Source organism: Mammaliicoccus sp. N-M50 (assembly GCF_022386995.1).
Lineage (GTDB): Bacteria > Bacillota > Bacilli > Staphylococcales > Staphylococcaceae > Mammaliicoccus > Mammaliicoccus sciuri_A.
In genome coordinates this window covers 207,258-226,633 of sequence record NZ_JAJNJA010000001.1, presented here as the reverse complement: position 1 = coordinate 226,633, position 19,376 = coordinate 207,258, and the positions used below count along the sequence as shown (strand labels likewise).

At 31.9% G+C, this 19,376-nt stretch carries 17 protein-coding genes; all 17 read left to right on the top strand.

Annotated elements, in window-relative coordinates:
• Positions 1 to 127: 127 nt before the first annotated feature.
• The 17 genes from LQ622_RS01055 to LQ622_RS00975 all read left to right on the top strand — a co-directional run bounded on the left by LQ622_RS01055 (position 128) and on the right by LQ622_RS00975 (position 19,332).
• Positions 128 to 571, top strand: coding sequence for a hypothetical protein (locus tag LQ622_RS01055; RefSeq protein WP_239774565.1), 444 nt, complete (start codon positions 128 to 130; stop codon positions 569 to 571).
• Between the two features lie 193 nt (positions 572 to 764).
• Complete coding sequence (rbfA, locus tag LQ622_RS01050; protein WP_037587805.1) at positions 765 to 1,109, top strand: 30S ribosome-binding factor RbfA; 345 nt, start codon at positions 765 to 767, stop codon at positions 1,107 to 1,109.
• Positions 1,110 to 1,419: 310 nt separating this feature from the next.
• Entirely contained in the window at positions 1,420 to 2,331 is a 912-nt protein-coding gene (gene truB, locus LQ622_RS01045) for a tRNA pseudouridine(55) synthase TruB (RefSeq protein WP_275590355.1), read from the top strand.
• A 12-nt stretch (positions 2,332 to 2,343) separates the two neighbouring features.
• A complete protein-coding gene (gene ribF, locus LQ622_RS01040; protein ID WP_025905353.1) occupies positions 2,344 to 3,300 on the top strand; it encodes a riboflavin biosynthesis protein RibF in 957 nt (318 codons plus the stop codon).
• A 102-nt stretch (positions 3,301 to 3,402) separates the two neighbouring features.
• Positions 3,403 to 3,672: a 30S ribosomal protein S15 gene (gene rpsO, locus LQ622_RS01035; RefSeq protein WP_025905354.1), complete on the top strand. Its 270-nt coding sequence runs from the start codon at positions 3,403 to 3,405 to the stop codon at positions 3,670 to 3,672.
• 120 nt (positions 3,673 to 3,792) lie between these two features.
• On the top strand, positions 3,793 to 5,907 hold the full coding sequence (gene pnp / locus LQ622_RS01030; protein ID WP_239774564.1) for a polyribonucleotide nucleotidyltransferase: 2,115 nt from the start codon (positions 3,793 to 3,795) through the stop codon (positions 5,905 to 5,907).
• A gap of 732 nt (positions 5,908 to 6,639) precedes the next feature.
• Entirely contained in the window at positions 6,640 to 7,860 is a 1,221-nt protein-coding gene (locus LQ622_RS01025; protein WP_239774563.1) for a M16 family metallopeptidase, read from the top strand.
• A 143-nt stretch (positions 7,861 to 8,003) separates the two neighbouring features.
• Positions 8,004 to 9,677 (top strand): ribonuclease J2, encoded by a 1,674-nt coding sequence (gene rnjB / locus LQ622_RS01020; RefSeq protein WP_025905357.1) that lies wholly within the window; start codon positions 8,004 to 8,006, stop codon positions 9,675 to 9,677.
• A gap of 209 nt (positions 9,678 to 9,886) precedes the next feature.
• Positions 9,887 to 12,178, top strand: coding sequence for a DNA translocase FtsK (locus tag LQ622_RS01015; protein WP_037587811.1), 2,292 nt, complete (start codon positions 9,887 to 9,889; stop codon positions 12,176 to 12,178).
• Between the two features lie 9 nt (positions 12,179 to 12,187).
• Positions 12,188 to 12,901 carry a GntR family transcriptional regulator gene (locus tag LQ622_RS01010; protein WP_037587813.1) on the top strand — a complete coding sequence of 238 codons (714 nt, stop codon included), beginning with the start codon at positions 12,188 to 12,190 and terminating at the stop codon, positions 12,899 to 12,901.
• A gap of 77 nt (positions 12,902 to 12,978) precedes the next feature.
• Entirely contained in the window at positions 12,979 to 14,253 is a 1,275-nt protein-coding gene (gene yfmF, locus LQ622_RS01005) for an EF-P 5-aminopentanol modification-associated protein YfmF (RefSeq protein ID WP_239774562.1), read from the top strand.
• A complete protein-coding gene (gene yfmH, locus LQ622_RS01000; protein WP_037587815.1) occupies positions 14,246 to 15,535 on the top strand; it encodes an EF-P 5-aminopentanol modification-associated protein YfmH in 1,290 nt (429 codons plus the stop codon). The genes yfmF and yfmH overlap by 8 nt, the downstream gene beginning before the upstream one ends.
• Positions 15,528 to 16,232, top strand: a complete 705-nt coding sequence (gene ymfI, locus LQ622_RS00995) for an elongation factor P 5-aminopentanone reductase (protein WP_037587817.1) — start codon at positions 15,528 to 15,530, stop codon at positions 16,230 to 16,232. The genes yfmH and ymfI overlap by 8 nt, the downstream gene beginning before the upstream one ends.
• A gap of 16 nt (positions 16,233 to 16,248) precedes the next feature.
• Positions 16,249 to 17,064 (top strand): YmfK family protein, encoded by an 816-nt coding sequence (locus LQ622_RS00990; protein WP_025905363.1) that lies wholly within the window; start codon positions 16,249 to 16,251, stop codon positions 17,062 to 17,064.
• A gap of 20 nt (positions 17,065 to 17,084) precedes the next feature.
• Positions 17,085 to 17,480, top strand: a complete 396-nt coding sequence (locus LQ622_RS00985; protein WP_037587819.1) for a helix-turn-helix domain-containing protein — start codon at positions 17,085 to 17,087, stop codon at positions 17,478 to 17,480.
• Positions 17,481 to 17,544: 64 nt separating this feature from the next.
• On the top strand, positions 17,545 to 18,129 hold the full coding sequence (gene pgsA / locus LQ622_RS00980; RefSeq protein ID WP_239774561.1) for a CDP-diacylglycerol--glycerol-3-phosphate 3-phosphatidyltransferase: 585 nt from the start codon (positions 17,545 to 17,547) through the stop codon (positions 18,127 to 18,129).
• 54 nt (positions 18,130 to 18,183) lie between these two features.
• Positions 18,184 to 19,332: a CinA family nicotinamide mononucleotide deamidase-related protein gene (locus tag LQ622_RS00975; protein WP_037587822.1), complete on the top strand. Its 1,149-nt coding sequence runs from the start codon at positions 18,184 to 18,186 to the stop codon at positions 19,330 to 19,332.
• Positions 19,333 to 19,376: the final 44 nt, after the last annotated feature.

The following is a 19,376-nucleotide window of genomic DNA, read 5'->3' as shown; positions in this document are numbered from 1 at the left end:
TTCATTTAAGTATGAATCGTTATTTTTAATGTATATTTACACTCCAATAAGGGAATAAGAAAGTAAATAGATTGGATGCAGTAAAGTTATTCATGAACTACAAATATGACGTATTGGAGTGGTTCTTATGCAAACAATGATTGTTTATTTTATCGGCTGCTTTATTGGATTTATTGTACATCGTATATTTCAAACTGAAAGTATGTGGATGAATGTCGCTCAATTTTCAATATTTTTCGCATTTATGTATACATTTATTGGTAGATTTATGCCTTCTATTCGAAATTCACTTATTAAAATGGTTCCGAGTAGTATTCCAAATCCGAAAATGATTGTGTATGTAACAGGGTGGTTAGAATTTCTCATTGCGATAAGTGTGTTTATTCCTAAAGTTAATTTTGTATTCAGTGTTATTGGTATTATTTTATGTTTTGTATTGTTCCCTGGCTATATGAAAGCACATGCTAAAAATATTACTATAGGTGGAAAAGTACCGATGAATATATATTTAAGAGCACTGTTGCAAATATTATTTATTGTTTCATTTATTATCATCTTTAAGCATGCCTAAGATGGTATATAGTGAAGTATTGATGGATTGTTTATGAATTCTTTTTTAACTTATTTTTCGATAATCTTTCATTTATTTTTGTAATGTAATTTAAACAAATAATTAATGGAGTGATTATCTTTTTAAGCATTCAAGCATGTGCTATAATGTACTAATGTATATAGAGAGATGAGAATGTTAAGAGGTGAAAGATATGAGTATTCGTTCTGAACGAGTAGGCGAACAAATGAAAAAAGAATTAATGGATATCATCAACAATAAACTTAAAGATCCAAGAGTTGGATTTTTAACAATTACAGATGTAGAACTTCCAGGAGACTTATCACACGCTACAGTTTATTTAACTGTATTAGGTACTGATAAAGAAAAAGAAGATACATTTAAAGGTTTAGAAAAAGCAAAAGGCTTTATTAAATCAGAATTAGGTAATCGTATGAAATTACGTATTTTACCAGAATTGCATTTTGAATATGATGAATCAATCGATTACGGTAATAAAATTGAACGCATGATTCAAGATTTAAATCGCAATGATTAATCTGAATTTAGGCTAAGACACTATAAGATGTCTTAGTCTTTTTTTGATTAGAGGGGTTGTAACGACCATTATTCTGAATTGTGGTAATAAGAAGGCTGTAACGACCATTATTCTGAATTGTGGTAATAAGAACGCGCTAACTACCATTATTCCGGATTCTGGTAAATAGAGCGACGCCCAAGTTAGGGACATTACTCAGAATTCTGTCCCCAACACAATCGCTTTTTTTATGAAATTGAGTTATTTCTTCTTTTTATGAATATTTTCATGTAAAATTAAAAAGAATAGAAACATTATGGAGGTCGTAAATTTGGATGGCATTCTAGCAATTCATAAGGAAGTTGGTATGACAAGTCATGACGTCGTATTTAAACTTCGTAAAATTTTAAAAACAAAAAAAGTTGGCCATACTGGAACTTTGGATCCTGAGGTAAGTGGTGTACTACCGATTTGTGTTGGGAAAGCGACGCGTGTGAGTGATTATGTGATGGAAAGTGGCAAGTCTTACAGAGCTGAAGTAACGATTGGTATGAGTACAACGACTGAAGACCAAACTGGTGAGATAGTTGATCAGAAGCGTGTTGATCAAAATTTATGGGGCAAAGATGAAATGATTGCGACTTTAAAACAATTAGAAGGTGACATTGAACAAATTCCACCTATGTATTCTGCTGTTAAAGTTAATGGTAAGAAATTATATGAATATGCTAGACAAAATATTGAAGTTGAACGTCCTGTTAGAAGGGTGCATATTAACAGTATTGATTTAATTTCTGATATTATTTATGAGAATGATGCTTGTAAATTTGAAATTGAAGTCGAATGTGGCAAAGGGACATATATTAGAACGTTAGCAACTCAAATTGGTGCGTTACTAAATTATCCTGCACATATGTCTCATTTAATTAGATTGAAAAGTGGCGGTTTTACTTTAAATCAAGCTATTAAATTAGATGACTTAAGAGAAATTGTTGAGCAAGATAAGTTACAAGATGTGATTCTTCCATTAGAATATGGATTGAATGGTTTAACGAAAATTACCGTACATGATAAAAATATCGTAACGCGTATTCAAAACGGACAAAAAATAGAAAAATCTTTAATAGATGAAAGTAAACATGATGGCGAATTTGTTGTTTGGTATGAAGACAAAGCAATTGCTATTATGGATACTTACGATAAAAATGAAACACTTTATAAACCGAAAAAAGTTTTTCTTTAAAGGAGTATATTGATGGAAGTTATAGAAATTACACACCCAATTAAATCTAAACAATTTGTAAATGAAAATATTGCTTTAGCTATCGGTTTTTTTGATGGCATACATTTAGGTCATCAACAAGTTCTTAAAAAAATGATTAAAGTAGCTAAAGATAAACATTTAAAAAAAGCTGTTATGACATTTGATCCACACCCTTCAGTTGTCTTAAATCCTGAAAAGAAAAGAACAACGTATTTAACACCTATTGCGGATAAAATTGAAGCAATTGAAAAGTTAGGCGTAGATTACTGTTTCGTCGTTAACTTTTCTTCGACATTTGCAGATGTGTCTGCAGATGATTTTATTGACCAATATTTTATTCAAAATCATGTAAAAGCTGTTATTGCTGGTTATGATTTTAGTTTTGGTAAATATGGAAAAGGAAATATGGCATCATTACAAGAGAATGATTATCCATTTGATGTATTTGTCGTTTCTAAGCAAACATTACATGAGGATGAAAAAATCTCAACAACGAATATTAGAACATCACTTGAACTAGGAGAAATAGAAGCTTGTAATTTAGCTTTAGGACGCCCATATGTTATTAAAGGTATGGTTGTTCAAGGCGAAAAAAGAGGGCGTACGATTGGTTTTCCTACAGCTAATGTTGAACCAAGCGATGACTATGTATTACCTAGAAAAGGTGTTTACGCCGTAACATTATTAATTAAATCAAGAGATAAGTCATATAAAGGTGTGTGTAACGTTGGTGTGAAACCAACATTCCATGATCCATCTGTTTCTCAAATAAGTATTGAAGTTAATATCTTTGATTTTGAAGAAAGTATATATGGTGAACGTGTAGAAGTATATTGGCACCATTTTATTAGACCAGAACAAAAATTTGATGGCATAGATGCACTTGTTAATCAAATTAAGCAAGATAAAGAAGAAGCAAAAGCGTTATTATCACTTGAAAGAACATAAAGAGTTATGTATAATGATTTGAGTGCCTAATCCTTGGCTTATCGACACTCCGACGATCAGCTCAGGTTTATGGTGAATACAATTATAGGAGGGAAATTGACAATGGCAATTTCACAAGAAAGAAAAAACGAACTAATCGAACAATACCGCGTACATGAAACTGATACTGGTTCTCCAGAAGTACAAATCGCAGTTTTAACAGCAGAAATCACTGCTTTAAACGAACATTTACGTACTCACAAGAAAGACCATCATTCACGTCGTGGATTATTAAAAATGGTTGGTCGTCGTAAACATTTATTAACATATTTACGTGAAAATGATGTTCAACGTTACCGTGATTTAATTAAATCATTAGGATTACGTCGCTAATCGTAATTTCAATCGAAGGAAATCAATCAGATTTCTTTCGATTTTTTTATAAATAAATATAAAAAATATGTGTATAATGGTATGATATAAGAGATTAAGTGTATGAGAGGAGATTCATAAATGTCTCAAGAGAAGAAAGTCTTTAAGACAGAATGGGCAGGAAGTCCATTAATAATTGAAACAGGCCAATTAGCAAAACAAGCTAATGGTGCAGTATTAGTAAGATATGGGGATACAGTTGTATTATCAACAGCAACTGCATCAAAAGAACCTAGAAATGTAGACTTTTTCCCATTAATGGTTAACTATGAAGAAAAAATGTATGCTGCAGGAAAAATTCCTGGTGGCTTTAATAAACGTGAAGGTAGACCTGGTGAAGATGCTACTTTAACAAGTAGATTAATTGATAGACCAATTCGTCCATTATTCCCTAAAGGATACAGACATGATGTTCAAGTTATTTCTATCGTAATGAGTGTTGATCCAAACTGTTCACCAGAAATGGCAGCTATGATCGGTTCTTCAATGGCATTATCTGTTTCAGATATTCCGTTTGAAAGACCAATTGCAGGTGTAAACGTAGGATTAGTAGACGGCGAATTTGTTATCAACCCAGATGTTGAACAAAGAGAAGTCTCTTTATTGGATTTACAAGTAGCGGGTCATAAAGATGCGATTAACATGGTTGAAGCGGGTGCTAAAGAAGTAACTGAAGAAACAATGTTAAATGCTATTTTATTTGGTCATAAAGAAATTCAAAGATTAGTTGAATTCCAAGAAGCTATCATTGAAGATATTCAACCTGAAAAAGCTGAATTTATACCTGTTGAAATTGAAGCTTCATTTGAAGAAACAGTTCGTGCTAAAGCAGAAGCTTTAGATATTATTTCAGCAATCAGAACTGAAGAAAAACAACAAAGAGATATTAATATTTCTGCAGTTAAAGAAGAAGTTCTAAATGACTTTACTAACGAAGAAGATCCAGATAACGAAGAAGTTCTTAAAGATGTAAGTAAAGTATTAGATGCACTTGTAAAAGAAGAAGTGCGTCGTTTAATTACTGAAGATAAAGTGAGACCAGATGGACGTAATCCTGAAGAAATCAGACCATTGTCTTCTGAAGTTGGATTATTACCTAGAGCTCATGGTTCAGGTTTATTTACACGTGGACAAACTCAAGCATTTTCAGTTGCGACTTTAGGTGCATTAGGTGAACATCAAATCATTGATGGTCTAGGTACAGAAGAACAAAAACGTTACATGCATCACTATAATTTCCCTAACTTCTCAGTTGGTGAAACAGGACCAGTGAGAGCACCAGGACGTCGTGAAATTGGTCACGGTGCATTAGGTGAACGTGGATTACTACAAGTTATTCCTGATGAAAAAGAATTCCCTTATACAATAAGAGTTGTTTCAGAAGTACTTGAATCAAATGGTTCATCATCACAAGCTTCAATTTGTGGTTCAACTTTAGCTTTAATGGATGCAGGTGTGCCAATTAAAGCACCAGTTGCAGGTATCGCAATGGGCTTGATTACTAAAGATGATAACTACACAATTTTATCTGATATTCAAGGTATGGAAGATGCACTAGGTGATATGGACTTTAAAGTTGCAGGTACAGAAAAAGGTATCACTGCTATTCAAATGGACATCAAAATCGATGGTTTAAGTGAACAAATCTTAAAAGAAGCACTTGAGCAAGCAAGAATTGGTAGATTATATATCTTAAATCATATGCTTGAAACATTAAGAGAACCTAGAGAAGAACTTAGCCAATATGCACCTAAAATTGAAATTATGCATATTAAACCAGATAAAATTAGAGATGTTATTGGACCTGGTGGTAAGAAAATCAATGAAATCATTGATGAAACAGGTGTTAAATTAGATATCGAACAAGACGGTACAGTATTTATCGGATCTAAAGATAAAGAAATGATCGATCGTGCTAGACAAATTATTGAAGATATTACAAGAGAAGCTGAAGTCGGTGCAATTTATATGGCAACAGTTAAACGTATCGAAAAATTCGGTGCATTTGTTGAAATCTTCCCAGGTAAAGATGCCCTTGTTCATATTTCTCAATTCTCTAACGAAAGAGTTAACAAAGTTGAAGATGTAGCTAAAATTGGCGACCAATTCTTAGTAAAAGTAACTGAAATTGACCGTCAAGGACGCGTAAACGCATCACGCAAAGTGTTGTTAAACGAAGAAAAAGAACAAAAATAATAAAAGAAATGATTCAGATAGGGACATTGACAATCATTAAAATCTGAAATTTAAAGTGTCAACAAAGTCATAGATTTTGTTGGCATTTTTTATGAGTAAGTAGAACAAGAAGTTACATGACATATGTTAGTAGTGGTATGAATAAGGGTGTCGTTATTAGCAGTTCTGGCAAAAGGTGCAAATACTGATACCGTTATTAGCAGTTTTGTTCAAAAGTGTAAATACTGATACCGTTATTAGCAGTTCTGGCTGAAGGTGCAAATACTGGTGTCGTTATTAGCAGTTCTGTTCAAAAGTGTAAATACTGATACCGTTATTAGCAGTTCTGGTCAAAAGTGCAAATACTGGTGCCGTTATTAGCAGTTTTGGCTAAAAGTGCAAATACTGATACCGTTATTAGCAGTTTTGGCTAAAAGTGCAAATACTGATACCGTTATTAGCAGTTCTGACTAAAAGTGCAAATACTGATACCGTTATTAGCAGTTCTGACTAAAGGTGCAAATACTGCGATTATACATGTACATAATACTTCTCAATACTTATAACAAGAAAGGTTTTAATTTAATGATTGCTTCATATAAAATACTTTTATAACCGATACGCCTGAGGGAATAGTACAAGTCGAAGACTACAGGCTGAGACTGTACCCTAGGCAAGAGAGGTTATGAAAGTATGTATGTCTACTAATAGAGGGACATTGACGTGTCCCTATTTATTTTGAGGTGAATAAATATGGCTGATTTACAACGACTGAATAATGGGACGACTGTGATTTTTGAAGAAGTTCCTAACAGTGAAACAATTAGTGTAGGTGTTTATGTCAATACTGGAACGGGTGATGAAGGTGATTATCCAGAAGGTATTGCTCATTTTATGGAACATATGTTGTTTAAAGGTAGTGAACACTATACGAGACAGCAATTATCAAATGAATTTGATAAAATTGGTGGCTATAACAATGCATATACGACAAAAATGTATACGTGTTATTTCTGTAAAACATTAAAAAGATTTGAACATAAAGCAATTGATTTACTTATAGATATGGTTAAAAACCCGCTATTTCTTGAAGAAGAAATTGTTCGTGAGAAAAAAGTCATTTTAGAAGAAATTAAAATGATTGAAGATACACCAGAAGAGTGGTTAATGGATAAATTAGAACATGAAATTTATAAAGACCAACCATTAGGACGAATGATCCTTGGTACGCCTGATAGTGTCAATCAAATTGATAGAGATACATTAGTTGATTTCCATAAAAAATATTATCAAAGTAATCGTTTAATTGTTTCAGTTGCAGGTGCTTATAGCGAATCTATGAAAGAAACATTGCTTAAGCAATTATCTGATGGGGTTGAAATACCAGTTAATCAACAAGAACAAAGCATGACTTTTGTTGAGAAGAAAGAAACATATTATAAAAACGAGCTAGAACAAACGCATTTTATGAGAAGTTATGATGCACCAAGTTATAATGACGAACACTATTATGCAACGAATATATTGAACACGATTTTAGGAGAAACAATGAGCTCTAAATTGTTCCAAGTTCTAAGAGAAGAACATGGATTATGTTATAATGTTTACTCGGATTTCCAAAGTTTTCACAATGATGGTTTGCTGACAATTTATGTAGCAACTGATAAAGAAAATGTTGATGCATCAAGTGAACTTATTACGGAAGTGCTCGAGTCATTATTAAGTGATGGTATAACACAGAATGAATTAGACGATGCTAAAAGTCATATTGTCACAAGCTTTTTAATGGCATCTGAATCTAACCAAAATAAAATGACGAGAAATGCACGTTCAATCATGTTTCATAATGAATTAGTTACGAATGAGCAGTTCGAGCACGAGATTAATCAAATACAGTTAGCAGATATTAAATCAGCTACGAAAAGATTACTGGATGCACCTTATTCTGAGTTTATTTTGACAGAGAAATCGTAAAGTTATGACCTGATATAACAATTATTGTCTTCCTTAATTTAAAATATGTATAAGACTGTTGTATGTGCTTGTATAATCGATTATATAAATGGTATGATTAAATAAATATATTATGGACGGGACTACATTTAGGAGGAACAATTTTGAGTTTAATAAAAAAGAAAAATGATAAAATTCGTATCATACCACTCGGTGGTGTAGGAGAAATTGCAAAAAACATGTATATCGTTGAAGTGGACGAAGAAATGTTCATGTTAGACGCTGGTTTAATGTTTCCAGAAGATGAAATGTTAGGTGTAGACGTTGTTATACCAGACATACAATATGTTATTGAGAATAAAGATAAACTTAAAGGTATCTTTTTATCACACGGACATGAAGATTCTATCGGTGCTGTAAGTTATATACTTGAAAAGCTTGATGCACCAGTATACGGATCAAGATTGACGATCGCATTAGTTAAAGATCATATGAAAGCAAGAAAAATCAATAAAAAAGTACGTTATTATACAGTAAATAAAGATTCTGTCATGAGATTTAAAAACGTTAACGTGACATTCTTTAATACAACACATTCTATCCCAGATAGTTTAGGTGTATGTATCCATACATCATATGGTGCAATCGTTTATACTGGAGAATTTAAATTCGACCAAAGTTTACAAGGTGCCTATGCACCAGATATCGCTAAGATGACTGAAATTGGTCAAAATGGCGTATTTGCGTTGATAAGTGATTCAACAGAAGCGGAAAAGCCTGGCTATAACGTTCCTGAAAATGTAATCGAAAGTCATATGGTTGATGAATTTGCAAAAGCAAGTGGACGCATTATCGTGTCATGTTATGCATCTAACTTTATTCGTATTCAACAAGTGTTGAATGCGGCTAGTAAATTAAACCGTAAAGTTTCATTCTTAGGACGTTCTTTAGAAAGTTCTTTCAATGTTGCACGTAAATTAGGTTACTTCAATATTCCAGAAAATCTTTTAGTACCTGTGCATGACATTAGTAAATATCCTAAAAATGAATTAATTATTATTGCTACAGGTATGCAAGGTGAACCAATTGAAGCATTAGGCCAAATGGCTCAACAAAGACATCCTATTTTAAACATTTTAGAAGGCGATAATGTTTATATTTCTACAACAGCTTCTGCTAATATGGAAGTGATTATTGGTCAGACTTTAAATGAATTAGTTAAAGCTGGCGCACATATTATGCCTAATAACAAAAAAACACATGCATCTAGTCATGGTTGTATGGAAGAACTTAAAATGATGCTTAATTTAATGAAACCTGAATACTTTATTCCGGTACAAGGTGAATTTAAAATGCAAATCGCACACGCGAAATTAGCAGCTGAAACAGGCGTAGATCCTGAGAAAATTTTCTTACTAGAAAAAGGTGACGTTGTTAACTTTGATGGCGAAAAAATGATTGCTAATGAAAAAGTTACAGCTGGTAACGTATTAATTGACGGTATCGGTGTTGGAGACGTCGGTAATATTGTTTTGAGAGACAGACACTTATTAGCTGAAGATGGTATATTTATTGCTGTTGTAACTTTAGATCCTAAAAATAGAAAAATTGTTGGTGGACCTGAAATTCAATCACGTGGATTCGTTTATGTTAGAGAAAGTGAAGAATTATTAAACGATGCTTCAGAAAAAGTCCGTGAAATTGTTGAAGAAGGTTTACTTCAAAAGAAAATTGAATGGTCTGAAATGAAACAAAATATGCGTGATAAACTCGGTAAGTATCTTTATGAACAAACGAAACGTCGCCCGATGATTATTCCAATTATTTCAGAAATCTAATGAATTGTTTTATGGATGATTTTTAACAGTCAAGAGATGAGACTAAATTCTATATCAATATAATGGGTTTTTCCATCTCGGCAAATATGAACAAATAATGTGTCTTACACGCTATTTGTTCATTAACTGCCTACATACTATATGAGGCTGAGACATCTATTTATGTCCCAGCCTCTTTTTGCATTATAGATAAGGAGGCTATTTCAAAAATGGTACAAAAGAAGAAGCCAGCAACACGTAAAAGAAAAACAACACGTGGCAAGAAAAAGCAAAAAGATAATACACTAAAATACGTCATACAGATGATTGTGTTGTTTTTACTCGTGTTAGGTATTTTTCAATTAGGATTTATAGGTTTAATGATTGATAGCTTCTTTCATTTCTTATTTGGATTCTCAAAATACTTCACCTATATACTGATAGCGATTATTTCACTATTAATAACAGTGAATGGTAAATTAAAATTCACAAGAAGAGTAAACGGATTGCTCGTCTTTCAAGTAGCATTGCTGTTTATTATGCAGTTAGTATTATATTTCAAAGATCCATCGTTTAATACGTTTAAGACAACCTTGAGTGAAACATATTCAAGTTTAGAACGAAATGCATTTTACTTTAACGGTGGTGGTTATATTGGTTATTATGCGTTTAATGTCATAAGCAAGCTTATTTCTGTCTTTGGATATAGTTTATTAACGATTCTCGTTTTACTTTCTAGTGTCATTTTAATCATGAAGAAAAGACATCGTGATATTACGAAATCAGCATTTGATATGGCACAAAGTAAAACTAAATCAAAAATGACAAATCTTGAACAAAAAAGAGAAGAAAAAGCGAAAGCTAAACAACTAGAAAAAGAAAAGCGTCAAAAAGAGCAACCTAAAGACGTTTCACATTTAGAAGAAGTCGAACCAGTTCAAGAAATTTCTAAAAATGACCAACTACAAACTAATGAAGAAATTCCAATCTTTGAATCACAAGAAAAGTTAGCTGCTAAAAGAGCACAACAACCTAAACAAACGGTTCAAAAAGAGCATGAAAATCATGAACCTGAAATGAACGAGTCAACTATAGATGAAACTGAGAATTTAAATTATAAATTACCACCGATTACGATTTTAAACGATCCACCTAAATCTCAATCAGTTTCTAAAAAGACTGTTCAAGAAAAAGGGAAACTACTCGAAGCTACGTTAAGAAACTTTAATGTTGATGCGAAAGTGACTCAAATAAGAATTGGACCAGCTGTTACGCAATACGAAGTACAGCCAGCTCAAGGTGTGAAAGTAAATAAAATTGTTAATTTGAGTAATGATATTGCACTGAATTTAGCAGCAAAAGATATTAGAATTGAAGCACCTATTCCAGGTAAGTCGGCAGTTGGGATTGAAGTGCCAAATGAACATATTTCAATGGTAACGTTGAAAGAAGTACTGAATGAGGCAAAACCAACATCAAATAAACTTGAAGTTGCTTTAGGAAGAGATATTTCAGGTGAACCGATTACTGCAGAATTAAACAAATTACCTCACTTACTCGTAGCAGGTGCTACAGGAAGTGGTAAATCAGTTTGTATTAATGGTATTATCACAAGTATATTAATGAATGCTAAACCACATGAAGTAAAATTAATGCTTATTGACCCTAAGATGGTTGAATTAAATGTGTATAACGGGATACCACATTTGTTAACACCTGTTGTTACGAATCCTCAAAAGGCAAATCAAGCATTACAAAAAATTGTATCTGAAATGGAAAAAAGATACGACTTGTTCCAACACGTTGGTGCAAGAAATATTGAAGGATATAATCAATTCATTGAACGTACGAATCAAGAAATGGAAGAAAAACAAGCACAATTACCTTATATAGTCGTCATTGTTGATGAACTTGCTGACTTAATGATGGTTGCTGGTAAAGATGTTGAATCATCCATTATGAGAATCGCACAACTTGCTCGTGCAGCAGGTATTCACTTAATTATTGCAACACAAAGACCATCTGTTGATGTTATCACAGGTAGTATTAAAGCTAATATTCCTTCTAGAATTGCATTTGCAGTAAGTTCTGCAACAGATTCTAGAACAATTTTAGATAGTGGTGGTGCTGAAAAATTACTAGGTAGAGGTGATATGCTATTCTTATCTAGAGATTCTTCGAAACCAACAAGAATACAAGGTGCATTTCTTTCTGATGGTGAAGTTGAATCAGTAGTTCAACATGTTGTTGGAGAACAAACAGCGAACTATGTTAAAGAGATGGAACCTGATGAACCAACTGAAACAAATGAAATGGAAAGTGAAGATGCTTTATACAAAGAAGCATATTTATTTGTTGTAGAAGAACAAAAAGCAAGTGCGAGTTTATTACAAAGAAGATTTAGAATAGGTTATAATAGGGCATCTAGGTTAATGGATGATTTGGAAAATAATGGTGTTATTGGTCCTCAATCAGGTAGTAAACCTAGACAAGTATTGGTTGATATTTATCAAGACGAATAGGGGGATATTATGTCTACAAATGCAAGTACAAATTTCGTTAAAAATTGGATATTAGAAAAAATTCAAACAGCTGAACTCAAACCGGGAGATGCTATTCCGAATGAGTTTGAAATTAAAAAGTTGTTAAATATAAATTATGATGAAATTGAAAAAGCCATACATGAACTTGTCACGGAACAAATTTTATCTCAAAAAACAGGCGACGTAACAGTAGTTAAACCTACACAACCATATTATTATCCATTAGACGAATTAGTCAGTATTACAAAAATGATAGAAAAAAATGGTGAAGTTGCAGGAACTGAATTTATTAGTTTAGATGAAGAAGTTGCAACTTTAAAAGATATAGAAGTATTAAACTTAGAAAAAGATGCATATATTTCAGTAATTGAAAGAGTACGCACAGCTAATGGTGAGCCAGTCGTTTATTGTTTAGATAAAATTGCTACTGATTTATTTGCATGCAGTGACTACCGATCCAATTCATCTATTTTATCTGCAATTGAAAGTAAAGTAGAATTTAAAATAACACATGCTAATACATCTATTGAATCTATTAGTTATGAGCCGTATATTAGTGAAATACTGAATTCTGAACCAGATGATGCAATGATGTTATTAACACAAATTCATTATAATGAACATGGTACACCTGTACTTTATTCACTAAATTATTTTAAAAGCAGTCTTGTAAAGTTTCGAATTACAAGAAATAGGATATAATAAATATATTGAGAGAAACAAAGTAACAATTGTTGCTTTGTTTCTCTATATACATACATATAAGAGAGGTATCTATTATGATAACAACAGAACATATACAATTATCTTCAAATGACGTTTATGTGATACCAACTGAAAAATTTAAAACAACGACTATCGTTTTTAAATTTGTAGCACCATTAAACAGTGAGACGATTACATCTAGGTCAATTTTAAGTAAATTAATTACACGTGTTACAAAACAATACCAAACTGATAAAGAAATGAATAATTTGCTTGCGGACTTATATGGTGCGCATTTATTTAGCTATGTCAATAAACAAGCTAATAATCATATCATGACAATTGGTATTGAAATCGTAAATGAAAAATATTTAAATAGTGAAATTCCACTGTTTGAGCAAGCCGTTAAATTATTGCACGAAGTGATTTTTAACCCACTTATTGAAAATGGAAAATTTAACGAAAAATATACGAAGCAAGAAAAATCTTTATTACATAAAAAATTAACTGCAATTGAAGACAATAAATCTCAACGCGCATTTATTCAATTTATGAATCATATGTTTGAAGATGAGCCTTATAAATATTTAGCTTCAGGTCGACTAGAAGACATTGATAACGTAACACCTGAATCTTTAGTCAATACATACCATGATTTGTTACATGAGAATGCGATATCTACATATATTATTGGAAATGTTGAATTAGATGAAGTTAAATCATTGTGTCATGAATATTTTAATTTCGATCATAATAGTCAATTAGAAATCGAAACGACATTATTAAAAGATATTAAAGAAGTAAAAGAAATAGTTGATTATACAAAGATTGATCAAGCAAAATTAAATATGGGATATAGGTTCCCAATAACATTCCATTCTAAAGAATATTATTCGTTCTTAGTGTTAAATATGTTACTTGGTGGAGATGCTTCTTCAATTTTATTTAGTGAAGTACGTGAAAAACAAAGTTTAGCATATTCAATACATTCTCAAATCGATGCAAGAAATGGGTTCTTATATATAGTTGGTGGCATCTCTAAAGATAAAGTACATGTCGCTAAAGAAACAATTTTAAATATTTTTAAAGATATTCAACAAGGTGAAATTGATACAGAGAGACTGACTTTAGCGAAGAAAGTCTTAATCTCACATGCACGAGAAATGTTTGATAAGCAACGACAAATGATCGACTTATTGCATACACATGCGAGATATCAATCCGTTTATAACTATGATGAGTGGATTAAAGAAATTGAATCTATCACTATTGAAGATATTAAAAAGATCGCACAACTTGGACAATTAGATACAATATATATACTGACTGAAGGTGATAACAATGCGTAATCAATATTATAAACAGATTGATGAAACTGTATTTGAAGAGACTTTAGAGAATGGTTTAAAAGTAGTTGTCATTCCAAAAGCAGGTTTTTCAAAGACTTTTGTGACATATACAACACATTTCGGTTCACTTGATCACACATTTAAGCCACATGGCAAAGATGATTTTGTAACTGTTCCGGATGGCGTAGCACATTTCTTAGAACATAAATTGTTTGAAAAAGAAGACGGCGATGTCTTTACAAGTTTCGCTGAAAATGATGCACAAGTTAATGCATTTACAACATTTGATAGAACAAGTTATTTATTTAGTGCGACAGGAAATGTACACGATAATATTATTCGTTTATTAAAGATGATTGAAAGTCCGTATTTTACTGAGAAGACAGTAGAAAAAGAAAAAGGGATTATCGCTGAAGAAATTAAGATGTACCAAGAACAGCCGAATTATAAATTAATGTTCCAAACTTTAGGTGCACTTTATCATAATCATCCTGTACAAGTGGATATAGCAGGTTCTGTAGAAAGTATTTATGACATTACGGCAGAAGATTTATATTTATCATATGAAACGTTTTATCATCCAGCAAATATGGTGTTAATCATTGTTGGCGATGTCAATCCTGACGAGACTATACAATTAGTGCGTGAACATGAAGATAAAAGAAATATGCATGAAATGCCACCTATTACGAGAAAAGCAATAGACGAACCGACATCTGTACATACACCATATGTCGAAACGAAAATGGATATCGTCCAAGAAAAATCAATGTTGGCATATAAGTTCAAGCCTAATACTATTTCTGATAAAGTACGCGTAAAAAATGATATGGAAATGATGATTGCTTTAGATTTAATGTTTGGTGAACAAACTGAATTTTATCAATCAAATTTAGAAAAAGAAGTGATTGATGATACGTTTGGTTATCAATTTGCTAACGAAATGACATATAGTTATTTAATTCTAGCTGTGACAACTGATTATCATCATGAATTTAAAGAAGCGGTTAAAGCAGAACTTAAGAAATATATAGAAAATGGATTTGTTCCAGAAGAGTTAGAAAGAGTGAGAAAACAAACTTTAGGGGAAATTGTATCGAGCTTAAACTCTCCAGAATATATTGCGAATCAATATACTAAATTCTATTTCGAAGGTGTAGAACTATTTGAACTTGTAAACATTTTAGAATCTATAACAGTAGAAAGTGTACAAGAAACATTGGCTTCATTAATAGACTTTGATCATGTTGTAGAAAGTCGTTTGGTGAAACAAAATGGCTAGAACATTTATTGTTGGTGGTAGTGGTGACATTGGCTTATCGATTGTTGATGAATGTTTATCACTAGGGCATGAAGTGATACTGCATTATAATCGATCTAATATTAATGAACTCAAACAAAGGTATGCCGGACAACCTGTTACTTTTCTACATTTCGATTTAACAAACAAAGATAATCTACAGTCTTTAACTTCAATTGGACATATTGATCAATTAATATATGCAGCTGGGCAATCGTCATTTGGTGCGATTCAAGATTTTACAGATGTTGATATTGATGTTCAATATAATTTGAATGTATATGCGCTCATAAAAATTGTTCAATTATTTGTTGATGATATTAGAAAAAGTGAAAATGGCAGAATAATCGTTATATCATCTATTTGGGGTGAGACTGGTGCAAGTTACGAAACAATCTATTCAACAATGAAAGCAGCTCAACTTGGCTTTGTTAAATCTTTAGCAAAAGAACTTGCTTTAACATCTATTACAGTAAACGCTATATGTCCAGGGGTCGTTCATGGTAAAATGACAGATGAACTTGATGAAATTACACAAACACAATTAAAAGATGAAATACCACAAGGTCGGTTTGTTCAAACTAAAGAAGTTGCGGCAACGGTGGGATATTTATTAAATCCGTTATCTCAAAGTGTGACCGGTCAAGTACTTCGTGTAAACGGAGGATGGTATATTTAATATTGGGGTGGATATTATGGAAGAAGTCATTAAAAAAGAATGGTATTTAGAATACGATATACAAGTAAATAGAGCAGGTTTATTAGGGGATATCTCTAGTTTGCTTGGTATTTTAGGTATTAATATCATTACGATAAATGGTGTCGATCAAGGCCGCAGAGGTCTACTCATTAAGACAGATGATATGAATAAAGTTAAACGCTTTGAAAATATTGTTAAAGAAATTGATGATATCACAATTAAAAAACTACGTACACCTGGCTTAAGAGATCGATTAGCGGTAAGACACGGTAGATATATTAAACGAGATGTTGATGACAAAAAGACTTTTAGATTCGAAAGAAAAGACTTAGGTTTGTTAGTCGATTTTATGGCAGAACTGTTTAAAGAGAACCGTCATAAACTTATTGGTGTAAGAGGTATGCCAAGAGTAGGTAAAACAGAATCTGTTGTTGCTGCAAGTGTATGTGCCCATAAAAAATGGTTATTTATTAGTTCAACGCTTATTAAACAAACTGTAAGAAGCTCTTTATTAAAAGGTGAATATAGTGATGAAAATGTTTATATTATTGATGGGGCTGTAACGTCTAAACAAACTGACGAAAAGCATAAACAACTCGTTAGAGAAGTTATGAGTTTACCAACAATTAAAGTAGTAGAACATCCTGATTTATTTGTACAGCGCTCTGAATATAGCCTTGAAGATTTTGATTATATTATTGAACTAAGAGAAACAGAAGACCAAGAAATTACATATGAGCAATTAAATAAAAATGATTTATTTACAAATGACAATATGGCATTTGGAGATGGATTTGGATTTTTTGAATAAATTGTTTGAGGTGAATATATTTGAAATATATTGGAGAAACGTTAAGAAGTAAAAGAGAACAATTAGGGATGACTTTAGTTGAACTTGAGGAAAAAACAAAGATACAAAGACCATTTTTAATGATGATTGAAAAGAATGAATTTGAAAATCTACCAAATCCCGATTATACAAGAGGTTTTATAACGAAATATGCTTCGGCAATCAATATGAGTGCACCAGAATTAATTGATAAACATCAAAGTGAGTTGCCTAAAACAGCACCTTCTGCTAAAGAAGCTTTTAGACAGCTTACGCAAGAAAAAAGAAGCCAAACTGAAATATCAGAGAATAAAATGGTAGCTAAACTCATAACACAAATGGTTACGTTCTTTGGTATATGTTTAATAGGTTGGATATTATTAATAATTATCATTTAATTATATATAGTATTGATTTATAATAGTATTATTATGCAGTTGTAAGAAAAGAAGGAGAACGAATATGAATATTCCTAATCAATTAACAGTATTACGTGTTATTTTAATACCTGTATTTGTTTTGTTTTTACTTGTAGATTTTAATATGGGTGACATGCATTTCTTATTTGGACAAGAAATGAGAATAGAACAATTTATAGCTGGTATTATATTTATTTTAGCTTCTGTTACAGATTGGTTTGATGGCTATTTAGCGAGAAAATGGGAACTTGTTACAAACATGGGGAAATTTTTAGACCCTCTAGCTGATAAATTATTAGTTGCGAGTGCATTAATTGCATTAGTAGAACTTGATAAAGTATCATCAGTTATTGCTATTATCATCATTGCTAGAGAATTTGCTGTAACAGGTCTAAGATTACTTCAAATTGAACAAGGCTTTGTAAGTGCAGCTGGTCAATTAGGTAAAATTAAAACGGCTGTAACGATGGTTGCAATCGTATTTATCCTATTACAAGAACCATTCTCTACTTTATGGCAAATTAATCTTGGGCAATGGCTCATGTATATTGCTACTTTCTTTACAATTCTATCTGGTATAGAGTATTTTTATCATGGTAGAGATGTATTTAAAGGATCAAAATATTAACAACATTTAACCTACAACATTTCGTTTGTAGGTTTTTCTGTAGGAGGCAAAAGTATGAAAGTTAGTATTTTAAGCGTAGGTACTGAAATTTTATTAGGACAAATTGCAAATACAAATGCACAGTTTATATCAAAAGTACTTAATGAACTCGGTGCAAGTGTGATGAGACATGTTGCTGTAGGTGATAATCCTGGAAGATTAGAGCGTACTTTTAAAGAAGAATTAGCGCATCATGACGTTGTAATTTTAACAGGTGGTTTAGGACCAACGAAAGATGATTTAACAAAACAAACTGTTGGTAAAGTATTAGGTAAATCGTTAGAAACAAATAAACAAGCTATGGATCAGATTGAACAATATTTCAAAAATGAAAACCGTACGATGACACCTAATAATAGACAACAAGCACTTGTTATTGAAGGTAGTGAAGTACTGAAGAATGACTTTGGTATGGCACCAGGCATGTATTTAGAAGTGGATGACAAAAAAGTCGTATTATTGCCAGGTCCGCCGAAAGAACTTCAACCAATGGTCAATCAATATCTTGTACCTTTCTTCTTAAATGAAGAACGTGTCATCTTTTCAGAGTCGTTGAAATTCATGGGTATTGGTGAATCTAGTTTGGAAACAGAGTTGATTGACTTAATAGATAATCAATCCAATCCTACAATTGCACCACTTGCTGGTCAACATGAAGTATCACTCCGTATTACGGCTAATGCGAATACTAAACAACAAGCGATAGATTTAATCCATCCAGTTAAAACAGAAATATTAAATAGAATCGGCGAATTTTATTATGGTAGTGATGATTTAACAGTTGAAGATGCTGTATTTAATGAATTAGACCAACCACTTGTTATATATGATGGCATTACAGACGGTGTATTAAATGCGCGACTTAAACTATCTAAAGACAGCAAGCAATATTTAAAATCATATCTCTTACAAAATTCATGGACTGATGAAATGTTGAATATTAGTCAAGATGATTCAATTGAACAAATTGCAAATAAATTAAAATCAACATTTAACGTAGAAAGTGTTATCGTGTTAAAACAAGATCATAAAGAATCAACAGTATATATTTCACATATGCAAAAAACGGAAAAATTTATTTCGTCATTAAGTCAATCATATGCTGGAAGACGTGATAGAATAAGCAATATAGCACTTATAAAGTTTTTGAACCAATTAAGGTAACTTGCAATAATTCATAAAATCGGTACTTATGTTCGCTTAATTTT